Consider the following 17,105-nt stretch of genomic DNA (forward strand, 5'->3'; position numbering starts at 1 on the left):
TCTCATATAATTAATAAAAAACATCGCCTATTAATAGACGATGCTTCTAATTGTATTGAATTAGTCATTCTTCATATTAATATAAAACCGTATTTCTCCCTCTTTAGTACATACGCCATAGTCAAAACCATGTCTTTCTAAAATACTTTTCACGATCGCTAAGCCTAGTCCTGTACCTGAATAATCTTTACTACGAGAAGATTCTAAGACGTAAAAAGGTTCCCAAATTTTATCAACATCTTTAATTTGTTCTGCATTAATCCCATTTTTAATTTGAAAATATACACTTTTATTTCTCTCTTCTAAAGTGATTATTATGTTTTGATTTGCTGTATATTTTATTGCGTTAGAAATTAAATTTTGAAACACCATTCCCATTTTATTTAAATCCGCATAAATGACCTGATTTTTAATATTACTGTTCGTCTGCAACTGTATTTCTTTCGACTCCAGTTCAATTTTATGCTTATCTATTATACTTCGGACTAATGGTTCAATAGGGAATTCTTCTTTTTGTAAAACATCTCTTTCTAACTTCGAAAATCGTAATAGTTCTTCAATTAAGTTTGATATTTGATCTGTTTGTTTAATAATTGTATCTACGTATGTCCCATCATCCAATCCATCCTTAATTCCCATAGAATATGCTTTTACTAATGCAATTGGTGTCTTTAATTCATGCGTCACATCACCCATAAATCGTTTTAAATGTTCATTACGATCTGTTAAATCTTGATGTGCTTCATGTAGTTTTTCACTCATGATATTAATACTATCGGCTAACTCTCCTATTTCATCATTCGTTTTCACTTTTGTTCTTTTAAACTTCAAATGTGAAATATCCTGAGCTACATCGCTTAGATCTTTCAATGGAGTCGTTATTATTTTTGAGAGTATCCACACAAGTAAAATAATAAGAATGAGTGAGAAACATACTATGTATAAGTAAAATGTATTTAACGTTTTTATAACCTCATTTGAATGTGCGATAGAAGTTCCCATTAAAATTATCGTATTATCTTTTGCAATATATTTAGCGAAAAAACTCGCTTTTAACTTCTCTTGATCATACAGTTTATTCGATTGCCCTTCCGCTTTCACCTTCATGACTTCGTCTTTCGTAATCCACAGTTTATTTAAAACTACTTTCTTTTTCGTAAGTTGCATGCGTAACGCTTCGTTCATATCATCTTCTGACTGATTGATTGACGTATATGCAACCGTAACGTTATTTTCACTTTCAATTGTACGAATTACATCTTCTAACTCATTTACAGGTGTATTTTGTATTTGCACTGTAAATGAGTTTAAGTTCTCTCTCGTTTTGTAAATATTATATTTCGGTAAAAGATAGTTAATTAATAATAAAGAGATCGTAAAAATAATAATAACAGTTAAAGAAATGCTGAGAAATAGCTTTTTTCCAAGTTTATTCACTCTGCTCCTCCAAACTATATCCTAGCCCGCGATGCGTCTTTATAATATTTTCTCCTACTTTTTTACGTAATCTTCTTACATGTGTATCAACAGTTCGCTCTTCTCCAAAATAGTCAAATCCCCATACGATATCTAACAATTTTTTACGAGTTAAAATCATGCCTTTATGATTTAAAAAACACTTTATTAATTCTAGCTCTGTTTTTGTAATATCTAACTCTTTGTCATTTTTATAAACTTTATTTTTAGTAAAATCTATTTTCAAATCTTGAACTTGAATGACATCATCATGCTGTATAAGCTTTTTCGCCCTAGTGATTAATACACCTGGATGAAATGGTTTTTTTACGTATTCATCTGCCCCGCTTTGAAGCGCTGCTAATTCATCTTCGCTTTCACTTTTCGCCGTAAGCATTAATACTTTTACGCTTGAATTCTTTTTTATTTCCTGACAGACAGTAATGCCACTATATTTCGGCATCATCCAATCTAAAATAGCTAAATCAATTTTCTCATCATAAAATATTTGAAGTGCTTCCTCTCCATTTTTCGCTAATAACACTTCGAAGCCTTCTTTTTCAAAATAAGCTTTTAAAATCCTTAACATATCTTGTTCATCATCTGCAATTAATACTTTCATGAATTATCCTCCATTGCTTTTAAACAAAAACCAATTGTATTATACAACTTCTTTGTTACATAAATGTGACAGAAAAATATTTGAACTTTTTAAGGGTATAGTAAAGACGAGGTGTTGTATTATGATTAAAAAAATTGGAGTCATTACTCTTCTTTTCTTCTTATTATCAACAAATACGTTCGCAAATACAAATCAACAAATTGAAGTATTTGATTGTCAAAAAGAAATGGTCGTTCAAAAACAATCTTTAGATCCAGCTATTCAAAAAGAAGCTATTCAATATGCTAAATCCATTACTGGCCCGTTCAAAAACTTAAATGTCGTTCCAAAAGATGGTCACATGATAAAAATCCCTTTATCTAAACCAGTTTCTATAACAAATCAATGGCTACAAACAACAATTGATGAAGTGCTTATTCTTCTACCACTTAACGAAAAACCTTATATTATGCTTTACGACGATGAAAATAATCCACATTTCTATTATATAAAAGGTGATCCGAAGGGACTATTGAAAGAAATGAATGTTAAATTATAATGTAAGAAAGATCCCATAAATATCATTTGTGGGATCTTTCTTTATCAATTAACAACTTGATTTTCATTTAAAAAATGAATAACCTGTCTTTTATGATGGTTATCATGATCTACAAATTCTTTAATAATATATATAAGAGAATACGGCGTTCCAGTATGAGGACAATGTGATACTCCATTGGCAGTTAAAGGTTTCTTTAGATTTCCAGCAGACAGTAATCTAAGTTCTTTTACGAGTAACTCTCTTTTAGCTTTTGCTTCTTCAAGAAGTTTCATCTTAGATATACCGGATTTGGCATAACTAGATGCTAGTTTATTATATGTATCAAAATCAGGGAACTCCATTCCCTTTCCATCTCTCACTGATGATAATGTCTCACGTAATAGATAGTCATCCCAGTTCATAATATGAGATATGATTTCGCCAATAGTCCATTTCCCCTCTGATATTGGTGTCACCCACAATTCCTGTTTCATACCTTTCAATGTATTTATCCAAATTGAATATTCATTGAAATCATTAATAATTTTATTTTCTCCCATCATCCAATTCCCCATTCTAATATCATATTCATATAAATTATAACATCAATCCACACAAAACAGAACAAGCATTCTGTTTTGTGGGTGAATAATAATTCACTACATCCTTTTATATAAGTCCAAATAATGGCTCGCTCCCATATATTTTGTCCCTTTCACAAATCCAATCGAAGTATAAAATTTGTCACCCTGTACTGTATCTGTATTTAAAACAACAATATTAAAATATTTTTTCGCATCGCTTATAATTCTCACTAATAATAACCTCCCTAATCCTTTCCGGCGATATTCTTTTGCAATATAAAATCTTCTTACCCTACCAATCTTATTGTTTATTATATATGGATCCTCATTCAACCCTCCTATTCCGATTAACTTTTCCCCATGAAAAATCCCATATAAGCATTCACCAGTTTTATTAAATGTGTTTATTTTATTTTCATATTCACTTATTAGTTTTATTAGGAAATAAAATCCTTCGTCTTTGCTTTCCTGAACAAGATATTTGTGTTCGTATATCATTAAATCTTCAATTTGTTGAATATGTATATCTTTCAAGTAAATCCCCCTTACTATGAAAATACATAAAAATGCTCTAGAATTATGGATTCTGAGCATTTTTATGATTGTTATCTTATTCAATTCGTAGTATGTGTATTCTTCACTTCAGATGTAAATCGATAATATATGAACTAAAGCAGCTGTTTGCTTAAATGAATACCCTTACATTTATAGTGTCTCTCAAAAATAATATCAGTTTATAAATTCACCATTCTACTCTAACATGTTCAAGTTAAGTTATAATTTGTTAATCTATATGTTTGTATAACCACTGTTCAAATACCTTTAACTGTTCCTCAGTATGAAAATAATGTTCACCTGTCTCCACGACCTCTAATTCACAACGATGCTTTTTTGTAAAATAGTTTATAGTTTCAAATTCACACAGTTCATCCTTAGCTCCATACATAATATATGTATCTGTATTCCATGTATTAATAGGATGTTCTTTTACATAGCATAAATAATCCCAATATAACTTTTGACCAATCGGTGTCTCTATAATCATTTCTTTTTGCAAAAGCTCTGGTGTTACATTAAACCATTTCATCATATTTTCGATAATTCGTTCCATATTAACTACCGGTGATAAAAATAACGCCTTTTCTATCACATCATTTTGATAAGCTAAAAGGCTAAAATAAGCTCCGATACTACATGCAAACACACTTACTTCTTTCCAATGTTCTTTTGCGTAATTCATAATTATAGATAATTCACTAACACAAACTTGTACTTTGCAAATTGTATTATCATTTGTTCTTTCTCCATGCTCAGGTAAATCAAAGCTTAATACTTGATAACCTTTTTGATTAGCTTCTTCAGCTAGTATTTGAATAACTGCATCTTCCTTATTTGACATATTTCCATGTACTGCAATAAAAATCTTCTCACTCTTATCTCCCCATAAAACCACAGGAATATTACTAATTTTAAAATTATTTTTAAGCATATTCCCTCCATAGAATAAGACATATAGGACTTGGTAAAAAACGCACACACTTTATAATCCAAATCAAACTATTACTAATTTATCACAAATGAATTATACTATCTCTCTACCTCTTTATTACAGAGTCTACTTTGTATTTAACTCTTTCTTTTTTCCATTTCTTCAAAAGCCACAAGTACTTTTTTGGGTTCCCTATTGAGCTAATGTATTCCGTTAGTAGAAAGAGGATTTTTAAACACCTTTATTATCTTTGCACAGCAGATAGTATCCCCTTCAACTCCATTAAATCATCTATTACTATATCTGCCTGGGCAAGCTCATCTTCTTGTGCAAAATCAAAATTGCAACCAACTGCAATCAAGCCATTATCTTTAGCTGCGTTTATATCAGATAAACGATCCCCGACTACCGCTGCTTCTTTTATATCATATTTGTTCAAAATACTTTTTACTAAGTCGCTTTTATTAAGTGAGTTTATTTGTTCAATACTAAACGTTTCAGTAACCCATTGATCTAACTCATAATAAGATACAATTGCTCGTAAATATTCAGTTAAACCATTACTAGCAATATAAATTGAACAATTATTTTCTTTTATATATGTAAAAATTTCTTTTACATTCGGATATAAAGCACCTTTTCCGCTCTTAATGTTTTCAATTAATCTTTCTAAAAAATATGCATCTGTTTGTTCTCTTATTTCAAGAGAATGATCCGGTAATAAAGCTTCCCAAACTTTCGGTAACGGCACGCCCATAATTTCACGGTACTTATCAATAGGTGTTACCGTATCCCATAATTGTAATGAACGTAAATGATCAAAAGTATCATCTAACGATAATTCTAAAATTTTATCTGTTTGAAATAACGTTCCGTCCATATCAAAAATTAATGCTTGTAACATTTCATTCCCTCCTTTTGAACTATAAGTTTTACTCGATATATTTTTCAACATCTCAACGATAATTTCTGAACAATAGTTTGCGGCCGTTTTCGCGAAGTCATCATAAGAAATTTGTGCTTCATCGTCTGCACTGTCAGAAATACATCGTATTACGAGAAACGGTACTTCATTTATGTAGGCAACATGTCCAATTGCTGCACCTTCCATTTCTGTACAATGCGGTGCATATTCATCTATTAATTTCGCTTTTAGGTTTGAATCTTCAACAAAACATTCACCGCTTACGATTCTTCCTTCATGAACCCCAATATGTAAACTACTACTATTGCATGCAGTACGTGCTAACTCCATTAATTCCTTATTTGCGATAAACTCTTCTTGAAATGGGAATAAATTTTTCATTTGAGTCTTACTTACATCATGATGAGTTACGTTAGTTGAAATAACTACATCGCCAACTTTTACATCCGGATGTAATCCTCCAGCAACACCGGTATTGATGATAGCATCTACATCAAATTTATGAATTAACGTTTGCGTACATGCGGCTGCATTAACTTTCCCTACACCACATCTTGTAACAATTATTTCTGTTCCCATGAATTCACCAATGTAAAAAGGCATTCCCGCAATTGTTTGTTCCTCTTGTATAACTAATTTTTCTAAAAGTAAGTCTATTTCAATTTGCATTGCTCCGATAATGCCGATTTTATTCATGAATATAGTCTCCTTTTCCACTTATAAGCCTGCCAACATATTATGTAATGCACCGTAATTTTCAGCTATCCAATTCATTTCATCCGCAAAACGTGAAGGTGGTACACTATGCTGATCCATATTGGCATGAATCCACCAAGTACTCTCCATGTACCAAAGCATTTGAATTGCCCGAACAATATTCCCTACTGGAAAGTCTAATTCATTGCGGTACCCTTCTAAAAATGATGCAACAAGACTTTTATTTAAACCCCCATCATGTAAGGCACAAGAGATAACCGCACGCCCAATATCCAATTCTACATAATCATAATCCATACGATCAAAATCTAGAATTGCTGAGACTTTATCGTTATGGAATAAGAAATTATCTACCCACAGATCGCGGTGCACCCATCCCTTTTTACTATTATAAAATTGATCTACATTTACCAATTGTGTTGCCTCTTGTTGTAATTTTATATAAGGAAGAATGTGCTCTTTCCCTAGCTTCTCAGCTTCTCTCCTTTTCTCTTCCCAATGGGTCAACCTTTCCTCTTTAGTAGGCGGAACAAATTTAGGGATTTCTCCTTCTATTAAAGTGCCGTCATTTAACAATTTATGCATATGACCTATCGTCTGACCAAGAGAGTGGATTTCCTTTTCATTCACCTTTCCTGGTGAGACTAGATTACCTTCTTTATGTTCTAATACTATAAATCTTTCATTAGTTTTTGATATATGCATTACATTATTTTTATAAGTTAACAATTTTGGGCATCTTACACCATTATTATGTAATCTTTGCTGTTGTTGTAATGCTTGCAATAACGTCAATGGGTTATATAACTTAAATCGTTCTTTATTATATTGCTTTAATACAAAGTTCCCTACATCCGTTTCGAGTTTCCACTTTAAGTTTAACCAACCACGATGGATTGGAATTACTTTTTGTATTTTAAATTCCAATAAAGATTCGCACTCTACTTGCAGCTCTTGTAATATCATTTTAGCTTTTTCATTAGATAACGGCTCTATCATCTTTTTTATCCTTTCTTAACTTGCTGTTCCTTTCATCCTCTCTACCATAACTGAAATTAAAAATTTCGGAAGTACAAGTTGTCTCTTAAATCTTTTCGGCTGCGAAAGTAACCTATACAGCCATTCAGTTCCAGTATCCCTCATAATTTTTGGTGCTCTTTTTACAGTACCAGATAATATATCGATCATACCTCCAATACCAATAGATAGTGGAATGTTTAATGTTTGTATGTTTTCATAGATGAATTCTTCTTGTTTTGGTGAACCTAGTCCTACTAGCAGTAAGTGCGGCTTGAATTGCTTTATTTTCATTTTTACTCCTTCTATTTCTTCACCATTTACAAATCCATGCTGTCCCTTAAACTGTGCTCCCGGGAACTGCTCATTTAATTTTTCTAATGCCTTTTTATTACTATCTGGAGCAGCACCAAAAAGAAAGACGCGGTATCTATTATCGTTACAATATTTTATTAAATCGTGAGTGATATCTGCGCCTGTGACGCGTTCTTTCAGCGTTCCTTTTAATATTTTCGAGCCAATTATGACACCAATTCCATCCGCTGTTATTAAATCCGCAGATAGTAGCATCTTTTTAAACTGTTTAGATTTAGCTGTGCTTTCCTTTGCAGACATCACAATTTCAGGATTTGCAGTTACTACAAATCTTGGTTTCTCTTGTTTTTCATGTAGCCAACTTTTTAATAAACTTATAGCTTTTGTATATTCTAAAGTTGAAAAAGGTATTCCCTTTATAAGTTGGTGATCCACTATACTCTCTCCTTACATAAGTCGCAAATATTCATCAATATCTTTAGAAATTTGTTTAAAGGCTTTATCCCAAAATTCATAGCTCGTTATATCTATTTCAAAATGTTTTTTCATAAGTTCTTCCACTGGAGCTTTTCCTGTTTCTCGTAAAAACTCTTTATATTTCAAGTGAAAAGTACTTTTCCTTTCTTTAGCTATTTCTAATAAACTAAAACTAACTAAATAGCCAAATGTGTATGGATAATTATAAAAAGGAACATCCGCTATATAAAACTGAACATATTTCATCCAAACAAATGGCTGATATTCTGATAATGCATTCCCGTATGCTTTTTCTTGCGCTACTATAGATAATTTCTCGATTTGATCAGCACTTAAAGGACTTTCTTTACATTTTTCATAAAAGTTCTTCTCAAATTCGAACGATGCTCGAATTGCCATTACATAATTAAAACAGTTTCTTATTTTCCAGCTAAGCAATGACTTTTTTATATCTATACTATCTGTTGTTTGAATTAGATAATTTATAAGCACTGTTTCAAAGAAAGTAGATGCTGATTCAGCTGTACTCATTGGCAAATAATCATCTAAAAAAGAAGAGGATGGTTCAAAACTCATATTATAAAAATGCCAAGCATGTCCTAGTTCATGTGCAAGTACTCTTACACTATCAATACTTCCATCATAACGCATTGAAATTCGCGATTCTTTCTCACTGAAGAAAGGAGCGCAAAACCCGCCTGGTGCTTTATTATCTCTCGGCTCCGCATCTACCCATCCATTCTCTATTGCATTCCGTGCAAATTCTGCTAATTCTTCATCTATATTTTTTAATGCATCGTATATGTTTTGTACTGCTACTGAAAAAGGAATAATAACCTCATTATTCTCCTTTACTGTCATAAGTTCATGCCATGTAATCGAAGCTCTGCCTTTCTTATACACATTTAAAGCACTAACTAATTTATCTAGATTTTCTTCTGTCGCATTCCATATTTGTAATAATACAGTTTCTGATACACCATTCGCATGAAGGGACCTTGCTAAAATCTCTCTATCTTCTAATTCATTACTCTTTGTATTACGCAATCTTCCTATTTGATTTAATACAGTAGCAAAAATTTCTTTCTCCTTATGTAAAGCACATGTTAATAACTCGAATACTTCTAGTCTTTCCTTTTCATTATCACTATTCATTGCAACATGATTTGCTTGTCCAAATGATAATTGCTTATTATTGTGCTCTATTTCTATCCTATTCCTTAATTGTATGTACATATTTTCCCACGCATGTAGTTCATCTTTTATTAGCCTAGTATTATCAGTAATTTCCACTTCACTTTGCTGTATGACTTGCTGCACTTCACTTTTTAGTTCCTTTACTTTCACAGTCAATCTAGTAATGTCAGATGAAACACTTTCTTCAGTCAATCGACAGTACAAATAGTATTCTGCTTTTTCAATAGCTTGAATAAGTTTTGAAAGGATTTCTACGTCCTTTGTCACAATATATTGCTCTTTTAACTCCAATATTGGAAATATAATGTCTCCACACGTATATAATCGATCTAAATCCCATCTAGCAATTTCATGCATTTTATAGCCGCCCCCTATTTTTACAAATAGTTACAGATATTTCTCCCTACACAATTATATATGAAGTGGTAAAATTTTAACATCTTTAAATATTTAGATTTCTATAAGCGCATTCTTATTTATATTCTTTTATTCTGCTACTGAAACGCACATACCATAAACATATGAATGCTACGGCTACTGGAATCAATATTACACCTCCAATAAAAGGATAAACTACTACGCAACATGTAAAAGCCACTATAGAAAAAATTTTACCTAACTTATTCTTTATTAATTTCATCCCAGCGGCAGTACCGACTATATATGTAACAATTCCTAACGAATTCGGTATTAAAACAATTTTATCTATGCTAATCTGGAAAACGAAACTTATTAACAAACCTATTATTGCAATAAAACTTACAACTTTTACTGCATTTGTTGGTGTTTCTCTTTTTTTATTAATATGCGCTAAATAACGCGGTGCAACTTCTTCTTTTCCTAGTGAATAACCTAAGCGCCCCATACTTGCGATAAATGCATTTGTCGTCCCTAAACAAATGATAAAAGCTACAAATCCAATTATCCATGCAAATTGGTCGCCTAATGCTTGCTTCATTACAAGCACAAGAGATGTAGTATTATCAGCATTGATATGATAGGATTTCGTTCCAATTACTGATAATGCAATACCTATATATAAAACCCCAATAATAACAATCGCAAATCCCGTAGATAAAATAATATTTCTTTTTCTAGGTGATTTAAATTCAGGAGCTAAACTTGCAATAGCTTCCCAGCCGAAAAAAGACCAAAAAATTAATAATGATGCTTTTATGATTGGGTCTATTTCTTGCATAGAAATATGTACGTTTGTATTTTTCATTTCAATATAAGGTAGTGAACTAATAATTGTTACAATTAAAATAAAGAAAGTTAATACACCAATACATACTTGAAACCACCCAGTCATTTTTAACCCATATAAATTGAAACCAATTGAAATACTTAAAATAATAAGTGCTATAACATAAGAAAAATATGATGATAAATCAAACACTCTCACTATATACATTCCACCAGTCATTGAGACAACAATTTGCCCAACACTACCTGCAATAAAAAAACACCATCCTATAATAGCACCTATCTTTTTACCGAAAGCTTTTTCTGCAAAAGTAGCTATTCCACCAGCACTTGGATGCTCAATCGATAAAAATGCGAATGTGAATGCAAGTGGAATACTAAGTGATATCATAATAAGCCAAGAAACAATTGCATTCCCCTCTGCTACACTCGCTGTCATACCAGGTAATATAAGAATTCCTGATCCTAGAACCGCTCCGACGTATAAGGCTGTTCCCTTTTTAATAGAAATTGTTTCATCAAAATGATTAGACATTACATGCACCTCCATTTATATTTTAATTATAGAAAGTTATCATTCTATTCAATATACAAAAGTGTATGTAATTTAACATTGGATTTTATATTATGTATTCATTTCAGAAATTTACTTTCAATTTTGCAAAGGAGCATAATTCATGGATGAAATTGACAAGAAAATTACGTTATTACTACAAGAAGATGCGAGAATGACGATTACAGAAATGACTGAGCACTTACACCTCAGCCGCCCTAGTGTTACCGAAAGGCTAAAGAGATTACAAGATACTGGAATAATCGAGAAATATACTGCACGGATATCATTAGATGCAGTAGGAAAATCAATTCAAGCATTTTTAAGAATTGAAAATCTAAAGATTCCTTGCAAAAAATTTGAGGAGAAAATCTACGTAGAATATAGAATACTCGAATGTCATCGAGTAACAGGTGAAAGTAGCTATTATTTAAAGGTAGCGGTTCACTCTATGAAAGAATTAGAGGAATTAATTGATATCGTTATACCATTTGGAACAGTCAAAACTTCGATGATTTTATCTTCACCGATACCATATCGACCGATTATTACAGATTAATAAGAAAAAAGGATTGATCAAAAGATCAATCCTTTACTCTACTTCATTTAAGAAAAACAACGTTATAACGCCAGGTCCTGTATGTGCTCCGATTGCTGCACCAATTGTATTTACGATAAATACTTCACAGCCAAATCTTTCTGTAATTAATGCTTTTAATGCTTCAGCTGTTTCTAAGTCGTCGCCATGAGTCATACCAATTGTTTGACCTTTAAGCTCTTTTCCGCGTTCTTCCATAATATCAACAATACGGCTCAATACTTTCTTTTTCCCTCGTACTTTTTCAAGTGGTACGAGTTTTCCTTCTTCCACGTTTAAGATCGGCTTAATGTTTAGTAAACCACCGATAAATCCTGCAACTTTACTTAAACGTCCACCTCTCACTAAGTACTGTAAGTCAGCTACAGTGAAGATATGTTCCATATGGTTCATTAGAAAATCTACACGTTTTAAAATATCTTCTTTTGATGCACCGTCTTTTGCCATTTTAGCAGCTTCTAAAACAACAAGACCTTGACCAAGCGAAGCACATTTTGTATCAATAATTTCTAAATCTAAGTTAGCATATGTTTCTTTTACTTCCTCTTTAATGAGAACTGATGATTGATATGTACCAGACAGTTCAGATGAAAAAGCTAAATATATACAAGGATTACCTTCTTTTGCATAAGAAACAAATTTTTCTTGGAAAGTTTCAAGTGAAGGCAATGACGTTCTATAAACAGCGCCTTCTCTCATTTTTTGCAATAATGTAACTGACTCTAATGTTACTCCATCTAAATACTCTGTTTCTGCTTCATCATATACACGGAGTGGAATTAAATCAATATCATATGCTTGCAGCAATTCTACTGGTAAATCCGCCGCACTATCCGTAATGATTTTAACACCCATTTTTAAACCTCTATTCTGTTATAAATATAAAATAATAAAATAAAAATAGTACCTTTAAATTATATACGTAAAACTTAAATGAAGAAAGGAAAACACTTTATATTGTATGCACTATTCTTCAAAACTTGAACTGTTAATACAAATGATTCTATTTTAAACACCTTTTTCTTATTATTTTTCTAAAACACGAATAATTTTATAAGTATTTTGTATCATTATATTTTAATTCTTTATCTTAATATAATCTTTTCAAATTCATACTGTTTAAAATTTAAAAGCCAAATCCAATAAAGGAAATGGCTTTTAAATTTTCATAAAATAACCAAACTTCATTTTCCATCACATTGCTCTCATTATTATTTTAGCGATGTTAAATATTAGTCCAGTTATGATTAATATTTATAGCCTGTACTATAATTAAAACAGTAAATATTCACCTGTAAGAATCACTGGATAAAAAACAAGTTAAACATTTTATAAAATATTTAATTTAACTAGTAACGCTAATAAAATTTGGAGAAGAATTTGAACATTTACTGCTATGTCTGTATCAGTAGTCGTAACTGTAACATTTCTAGAATTTCTAATAACAGTTTCTTGTTTATTAATTTGTTTAATAGATGATTTTTGAAACAATTCTTGTGCAACACGATCAGCTTTTTCACTATCTGCTATAGAAATACTTATTATAACCACGATAGCTGCTTGTAATGCCGCTTGAATAGATAACGCAGCTTTTGTATCTGTAGTAGTAACTTCTACATCTGCTGAATCGACAATTGTAATTGATTCTTCAGAAATTTGGTAAGTTTTACTTTCTTGCGCAGCTGCTTCTGAAACACTAGCATTTTTAAAAGATGGATGAGGATTTGAGTAATCTAATGCACTCCATTTTTTATTTTCATCTGAATGACATGTTTTGTCCATACGTTCACCCCCTTTCAATCTAAATAATTATTAACTTGTGATTGTATTTCAGAAACAATACTTTTAATTTGCTGCTTTTTTTCTGGCGATAAATTTTTTAGTTTTTCTTCATTTATCCCATGCCTATTAAAAATATCTGAGAGTAAAAGGTCTATAATTATATTCTTTTGATCCTTATCAAACTTAAAGGAAGAAAATTTGTTTAAATCATCCATTTACAATATTCACTCCAATCAATTTTCTATAAAAATTTCAAATAACTAAGAGCATTATATGTAATGTAATAAAAATTGCTTGGACAAGTAACTTAATCTTCTATTTTCCACTTCTTTTTACTAATAACTTCAAAAAGCTGGCTTCTAATAAGAAGTCAGCTTTCTTTCTTTCCTTCACTTCACATAAATATAAGTTTCATTTACTGTTAAATAATGTATTTCAACTTTATTTGTAGTTTTCCACACTTGCTTTTTCATTTATCTTGAATATTAATTCAGTCATAATAAGAAGTCCAAGCTTGTACCATATGTTACAACAAAAAACGTTTACTTAGAGTGAAAACTTATAGCTAAATATCAATAGGATAGACACTTTATAAAATGTTTAGTTTAACTAATAAAGCTAATAAAATTTGAAGGAGAATTTGAATATTCACTGCAATATCTGTATCAGTAGTTGTTACGGTTACGTTTCTGGAATTTTTAATAAATGTTTTTTGTCTATTAATTTGTTTAATAGCTGATTTTTGAAATAATTCTTGTGTTATTTTATCTGCCTTTTCACTATCTGCTATAGAAATACTTACTACAACCACAATAGCTGCTTGTAATGCCGCTTGGATAGATAGCGCAGCTTTTGTATCTGTAGTAGTAACTTGTACATCTGCTGAATCAACTATTTCAATATATTCCTCAGAAATTTGATCGATTTTATCTGTTTGTATAGCTTCCTCTAAAAAATTTGTATTTTTACTAAACGAATAATAATTTAATGATTCGCAATCTTCTTTTTTCGGCTCACAATCCTCTTTTTTTGGCTCACAGTCCTCTTTTTTCGGCTCACAATCCTCTTTTTTTGGCTCGCAATCCTCTTTTTTTGGCTCGCAATCCTCTTTTTTCGGCTCACAATCCTCTTTTTTTGGCTCAGGAACTCGTTTCTTCGGCTCAAACTCCCGGTTTAATGGATCCCGATTTTTCTTTCTTCTACAAACTTCACATTCACACATAAAATCACCCCTTTTAGTCTTAAAAATTAGCAATATTAAAATATTGACTAACTAATAGCATTTTATGTATTTTTTTAAAATTTGTTTGGACAAGTAACTTAATCTTCTACTTCTTTTTCTAATAAAAAAAGCTGCCTTCTAATAAGAAGACAACTTTCTTTGTGACTACTCTAGAATAGATTTCATACAATATAATTGTTCCTTCCTTATAACCTGAGTTCGTCACTTTAGTTATAAAAATGTGGGTATATCCTATAACCTTTTTTAGGGATTATCCATAATTTATTTCATAAAAAGTGCTTTGTTTTACTGAAAGGTGGTTGCGGAAACAACCGCCTTTTTATTTGTAACAAAAAATTTTTATACAAAAGACACATAATTAAATACACTTAACTTCATATGATATATTGCATCCTTTCTTTTTAGAGTGGATAGTCGTTACAGAAGAGCACTTTCCGAAGTGCTCTTATTTTTAAATCCCTTTTCTTTTTCAGGAGGTTTTTTTTTGCTAAATCCTAATACGATTTTTATCACTCAGGCTGGTGATTATTATATTTCCTTACTAGTTCCAATAATATAGTAACTACACCAATTAAAATAAGCCTATAAACTCTATACGCTTAAATAATAATGCGTTACCAAACACACGAACTAGTTTTATACTAAATTCACAAGGTTCTTATCCTCTTTTAGTTGAAGTTATCATTTCAATACCAGCAAATCCACACCTTCAACTAATAAATTTTGCAAATGTGCTATATCAAGGTTCTTTTGATATAGCATCTTATGTTTTATATAATAAAGATAGTGCTAGTATTCCGAAGGAGGATGTCTATGAGTATCCAAATGGCTACATCTAATGATTTAGAATGGATTAATAATCAATATGACTCAATAGGATTTGTACGAAGTGATTTAAAAAGAGATAAAGTTGCAATTATTACATACAACAATGAGTATGCAGGTGTTGGACGATTAGTCCAAATAGATGAAGATACTTTAGAAATGGGTGGAATTTTTATTCTTCCTCAATTTAGAGGGTTACAATTAGCTGGGGAACTTGTATCATTTTTAGTAGTAACTGCGAAAAAATTACAAGTAAAAAATGTATATTGTCTTCCTTTTGAGGAATTAGAAAACTTTTATAAGAAATATGGCTTTACTGAAGTTGATGCCATAAAAGAGGTTATCCATCCAATTATTCTAAAAAAATATAACTGGTGTTTGGATACTTATGATAAACATGTTTTACTATTTAAGTTGTGAGTTTCTAAATTAGGATTTAACACCTTGTATTTCCCCACATGTAAAAAAGATTCATCACGTTTCACCTAGTTAATTAACGTATTGTTAATTACTACATTGGCAGTATTTCACTTCCAATACATGTTAGCTAGCTTGTTTGCAGACTTGCTAGCACTTTTTGTGTTTCTCTATTACAAACTCCTAAAAAAATTCAACTAATTGATAGTGATATAATCATTTATGTAATTCGCACACGAACTTCCTGTTCTTGTAATAATTGGACGTTTAGTTCCAATACAATATTTTGCATTAACTGGTAGATCTTATCATGATTTTCACTTTGTTCTGATGTAAATTCAATACACTGAAATATATAGCCTTCTACACGTAAGCTTCCTTTTTCAATTATAGATGGATTTTTTCCTTTCTTTATTATTTTTGGCAATAAGAATTCTTTGTTTGTTACAATAATTTCCTGTGATACTTCTTTTATTTCTATAACTGTTTCTTTAAAAATAATCTTTTCTATTAAACTAATTTCACCTTTATACCTCCCTATTTCTATTGGTAATTTCGCAGTTATATAATTATTTACATCTGCTTCAACTTCCTTCTCTAATATGATACCGTGGATAGGAATCCATGAAGATGAGCCTACCCAACTCTCTTCAATATTCCCTTTTTCTTTTTGATTAGAAAGTTCTAAAAGTACCCTCTTTTCATGAAGGTTTGAAGAAACTAAATTACAATCAATTTCCCCATGATAATATTCCATTGTAGTAAGTAACGTAGAAGCCAGCTCACGTCCTCTTGCATCTTCTTCGTTACGAAATACATATACTTCTTGATTTTTCACATTCATATTAGGGGATTTTTTAAAACTAGTAACATCTGAAATAATAGAAAATGGGGTTTTCACTTCTATTAAACGTTCTGAATTCGCTATCTTTGATTCAGAATCTATACTTTTGCCCTCTAATCCATTCGTTTTATGTTCTTTTCCTAGGACAATTTTTTTAATTTTTTTCTCAGATTCATTTGCTTTTTCTTCTTTTTTTGACTTTGGTTCTTTATTTTCCTTTTCTGCTTGTATTGCTTTTTCTTCTTTTTTTGACTTTGGTTCTTTATTTTCTTTCTCTGCTTGTATTGCTTTTTCTTCTTTTTTTGACTTTGGTTCTTTA

General features: G+C 31.0%; 18 protein-coding genes. 3 read left to right on the forward strand and 15 right to left on the reverse strand.

The window, feature by feature from the left end; translation table 11 throughout:
• Window positions 1-60: 60 nt before the first annotated feature.
• Both AC2CGR_RS09340 and AC2CGR_RS09345 read right to left on the reverse strand, forming a co-directional pair.
• Entirely contained in the window at window positions 61-1,437 is a 1,377-nt protein-coding gene (locus AC2CGR_RS09340) for a HAMP domain-containing sensor histidine kinase (RefSeq protein WP_087963902.1), read from the reverse strand.
• Window positions 1,430-2,077: a response regulator transcription factor gene (locus AC2CGR_RS09345; protein WP_087963901.1), complete on the reverse strand. Its 648-nt coding sequence runs from the start codon at window positions 2,075-2,077 to the stop codon at window positions 1,430-1,432. Before AC2CGR_RS09345 ends, AC2CGR_RS09340 begins: the two co-directional genes overlap by 8 nt.
• 121 nt (window positions 2,078-2,198) lie before the next feature.
• Between AC2CGR_RS09345 and AC2CGR_RS09350 the strand changes: the two genes are divergently transcribed.
• Window positions 2,199-2,615: a hypothetical protein gene (locus AC2CGR_RS09350; RefSeq protein ID WP_484480765.1), complete on the forward strand. Its 417-nt coding sequence runs from the start codon at window positions 2,199-2,201 to the stop codon at window positions 2,613-2,615.
• 44 nt (window positions 2,616-2,659) lie between these two features.
• Here the strand turns inward: AC2CGR_RS09350 and AC2CGR_RS09355 are convergent, their stop codons facing one another.
• The 8 genes from AC2CGR_RS09355 to AC2CGR_RS09390 form a co-directional block, all read right to left on the reverse strand.
• The gene (locus AC2CGR_RS09355; RefSeq protein WP_087963899.1) at window positions 2,660-3,172 is read right to left on the reverse strand and encodes a DinB family protein; all 513 of its coding nucleotides are present in this window, start codon (window positions 3,170-3,172) and stop codon (window positions 2,660-2,662) included.
• Window positions 3,173-3,256: 84 nt separating this feature from the next.
• On the reverse strand, window positions 3,257-3,715 hold the full coding sequence (locus AC2CGR_RS09360; RefSeq protein ID WP_087963898.1) for a GNAT family N-acetyltransferase: 459 nt from the start codon (window positions 3,713-3,715) through the stop codon (window positions 3,257-3,259).
• A gap of 250 nt (window positions 3,716-3,965) precedes the next feature.
• Window positions 3,966-4,670, reverse strand: coding sequence for an alpha/beta hydrolase (locus AC2CGR_RS09365; RefSeq protein ID WP_484480766.1), 705 nt, complete (start codon window positions 4,668-4,670; stop codon window positions 3,966-3,968).
• 244 nt (window positions 4,671-4,914) lie between these two features.
• Window positions 4,915-6,291 (reverse strand): 5'-methylthioadenosine/adenosylhomocysteine nucleosidase, encoded by a 1,377-nt coding sequence (locus AC2CGR_RS09370; protein ID WP_087963896.1) that lies wholly within the window; start codon window positions 6,289-6,291, stop codon window positions 4,915-4,917.
• A gap of 21 nt (window positions 6,292-6,312) precedes the next feature.
• A complete protein-coding gene (locus AC2CGR_RS09375; RefSeq protein ID WP_270185066.1) occupies window positions 6,313-7,311 on the reverse strand; it encodes a phosphotransferase enzyme family protein in 999 nt (332 codons plus the stop codon).
• A gap of 15 nt (window positions 7,312-7,326) precedes the next feature.
• On the reverse strand, window positions 7,327-8,079 hold the full coding sequence (locus tag AC2CGR_RS09380) for a WecB/TagA/CpsF family glycosyltransferase (protein ID WP_131102390.1): 753 nt from the start codon (window positions 8,077-8,079) through the stop codon (window positions 7,327-7,329).
• Between the two features lie 12 nt (window positions 8,080-8,091).
• A complete protein-coding gene (locus AC2CGR_RS09385) occupies window positions 8,092-9,675 on the reverse strand; it encodes a M3 family metallopeptidase (protein WP_484480767.1) in 1,584 nt (527 codons plus the stop codon).
• Between the two features lie 115 nt (window positions 9,676-9,790).
• Entirely contained in the window at window positions 9,791-11,059 is a 1,269-nt protein-coding gene (locus AC2CGR_RS09390) for an APC family permease (RefSeq protein ID WP_484480768.1), read from the reverse strand.
• A gap of 142 nt (window positions 11,060-11,201) precedes the next feature.
• Here AC2CGR_RS09390 and AC2CGR_RS09395 point away from each other — a divergent pair, with 142 nt between their 5' ends.
• A complete protein-coding gene (locus AC2CGR_RS09395; protein ID WP_131102396.1) occupies window positions 11,202-11,636 on the forward strand; it encodes an Lrp/AsnC family transcriptional regulator in 435 nt (144 codons plus the stop codon).
• 33 nt (window positions 11,637-11,669) lie between these two features.
• On the opposite strand, the gene AC2CGR_RS09400 is transcribed toward AC2CGR_RS09395, so the two are convergent.
• The 4 genes from AC2CGR_RS09400 to AC2CGR_RS09415 all read right to left on the reverse strand — a co-directional run bounded on the left by AC2CGR_RS09400 (window position 11,670) and on the right by AC2CGR_RS09415 (window position 14,679).
• Window positions 11,670-12,530 carry a DegV family protein gene (locus AC2CGR_RS09400; RefSeq protein ID WP_000538273.1) on the reverse strand — a complete coding sequence of 287 codons (861 nt, stop codon included), beginning with the start codon at window positions 12,528-12,530 and terminating at the stop codon, window positions 11,670-11,672.
• A gap of 474 nt (window positions 12,531-13,004) precedes the next feature.
• A complete protein-coding gene (locus AC2CGR_RS09405) occupies window positions 13,005-13,457 on the reverse strand; it encodes a spore coat protein (RefSeq protein WP_000361679.1) in 453 nt (150 codons plus the stop codon).
• 14 nt (window positions 13,458-13,471) lie between these two features.
• Window positions 13,472-13,672: a spore coat protein W gene (locus AC2CGR_RS09410; RefSeq protein WP_000342253.1), complete on the reverse strand. Its 201-nt coding sequence runs from the start codon at window positions 13,670-13,672 to the stop codon at window positions 13,472-13,474.
• Between the two features lie 374 nt (window positions 13,673-14,046).
• Window positions 14,047-14,679 (reverse strand): spore coat protein, encoded by a 633-nt coding sequence (locus tag AC2CGR_RS09415; RefSeq protein ID WP_071679724.1) that lies wholly within the window; start codon window positions 14,677-14,679, stop codon window positions 14,047-14,049.
• Between the two features lie 834 nt (window positions 14,680-15,513).
• Here AC2CGR_RS09415 and AC2CGR_RS09420 point away from each other — a divergent pair.
• Window positions 15,514-15,945, forward strand: coding sequence for a GNAT family N-acetyltransferase (locus AC2CGR_RS09420; RefSeq protein ID WP_131102400.1), 432 nt, complete (start codon window positions 15,514-15,516; stop codon window positions 15,943-15,945).
• A 217-nt stretch (window positions 15,946-16,162) separates the two neighbouring features.
• On the opposite strand, the gene AC2CGR_RS09425 is transcribed toward AC2CGR_RS09420, so the two are convergent.
• Window positions 16,163-17,105: BC_2427 family protein (locus AC2CGR_RS09425; protein ID WP_484480769.1), on the reverse strand; the 943-nt coding region annotated here is incomplete at its 5' end.

The organism is Bacillus sp. LSHTCR4 (genome assembly GCF_057197025.1).

Bases quoted from the DNA above. Each gene is read 5' to 3' on its own strand.
- AC2CGR_RS09405 (WP_000361679.1), bottom strand. From the start codon at position 13,457: ATGGACAAAACATGTCATTCAGATGAAAATAAAAAATGGAGTGCATTA.
- AC2CGR_RS09365 (WP_484480766.1), bottom strand. From the start codon at position 4,670: ATGCTTAAAAATAATTTTAAAATTAGTAATATTCCTGTGGTTTTATGG.
- AC2CGR_RS09395 (WP_131102396.1), top strand. From the start codon at position 11,202: ATGGATGAAATTGACAAGAAAATTACGTTATTACTACAAGAAGATGCG.
- AC2CGR_RS09355 (WP_087963899.1), bottom strand. From the start codon at position 3,172: ATGGGGAATTGGATGATGGGAGAAAATAAAATTATTAATGATTTCAAT.
- AC2CGR_RS09385 (WP_484480767.1), bottom strand. From the start codon at position 9,675: ATGCATGAAATTGCTAGATGGGATTTAGATCGATTATATACGTGTGGA.
- AC2CGR_RS09410 (WP_000342253.1), bottom strand. From the start codon at position 13,672: ATGGATGATTTAAACAAATTTTCTTCCTTTAAGTTTGATAAGGATCAA.
- AC2CGR_RS09375 (WP_270185066.1), bottom strand. From the start codon at position 7,311: ATGATAGAGCCGTTATCTAATGAAAAAGCTAAAATGATATTACAAGAG.
- AC2CGR_RS09370 (WP_087963896.1), bottom strand. From the start codon at position 6,291: ATGAATAAAATCGGCATTATCGGAGCAATGCAAATTGAAATAGACTTA.
- AC2CGR_RS09345 (WP_087963901.1), bottom strand. From the start codon at position 2,077: ATGAAAGTATTAATTGCAGATGATGAACAAGATATGTTAAGGATTTTA.
- AC2CGR_RS09350 (WP_484480765.1), top strand. From the start codon at position 2,199: ATGATTAAAAAAATTGGAGTCATTACTCTTCTTTTCTTCTTATTATCA.
- AC2CGR_RS09415 (WP_071679724.1), bottom strand. From the start codon at position 14,679: ATGTGTGAATGTGAAGTTTGTAGAAGAAAGAAAAATCGGGATCCATTA.
- AC2CGR_RS09400 (WP_000538273.1), bottom strand. From the start codon at position 12,530: ATGGGTGTTAAAATCATTACGGATAGTGCGGCGGATTTACCAGTAGAA.
- AC2CGR_RS09420 (WP_131102400.1), top strand. From the start codon at position 15,514: ATGAGTATCCAAATGGCTACATCTAATGATTTAGAATGGATTAATAAT.
- AC2CGR_RS09390 (WP_484480768.1), bottom strand. From the start codon at position 11,059: ATGTCTAATCATTTTGATGAAACAATTTCTATTAAAAAGGGAACAGCC.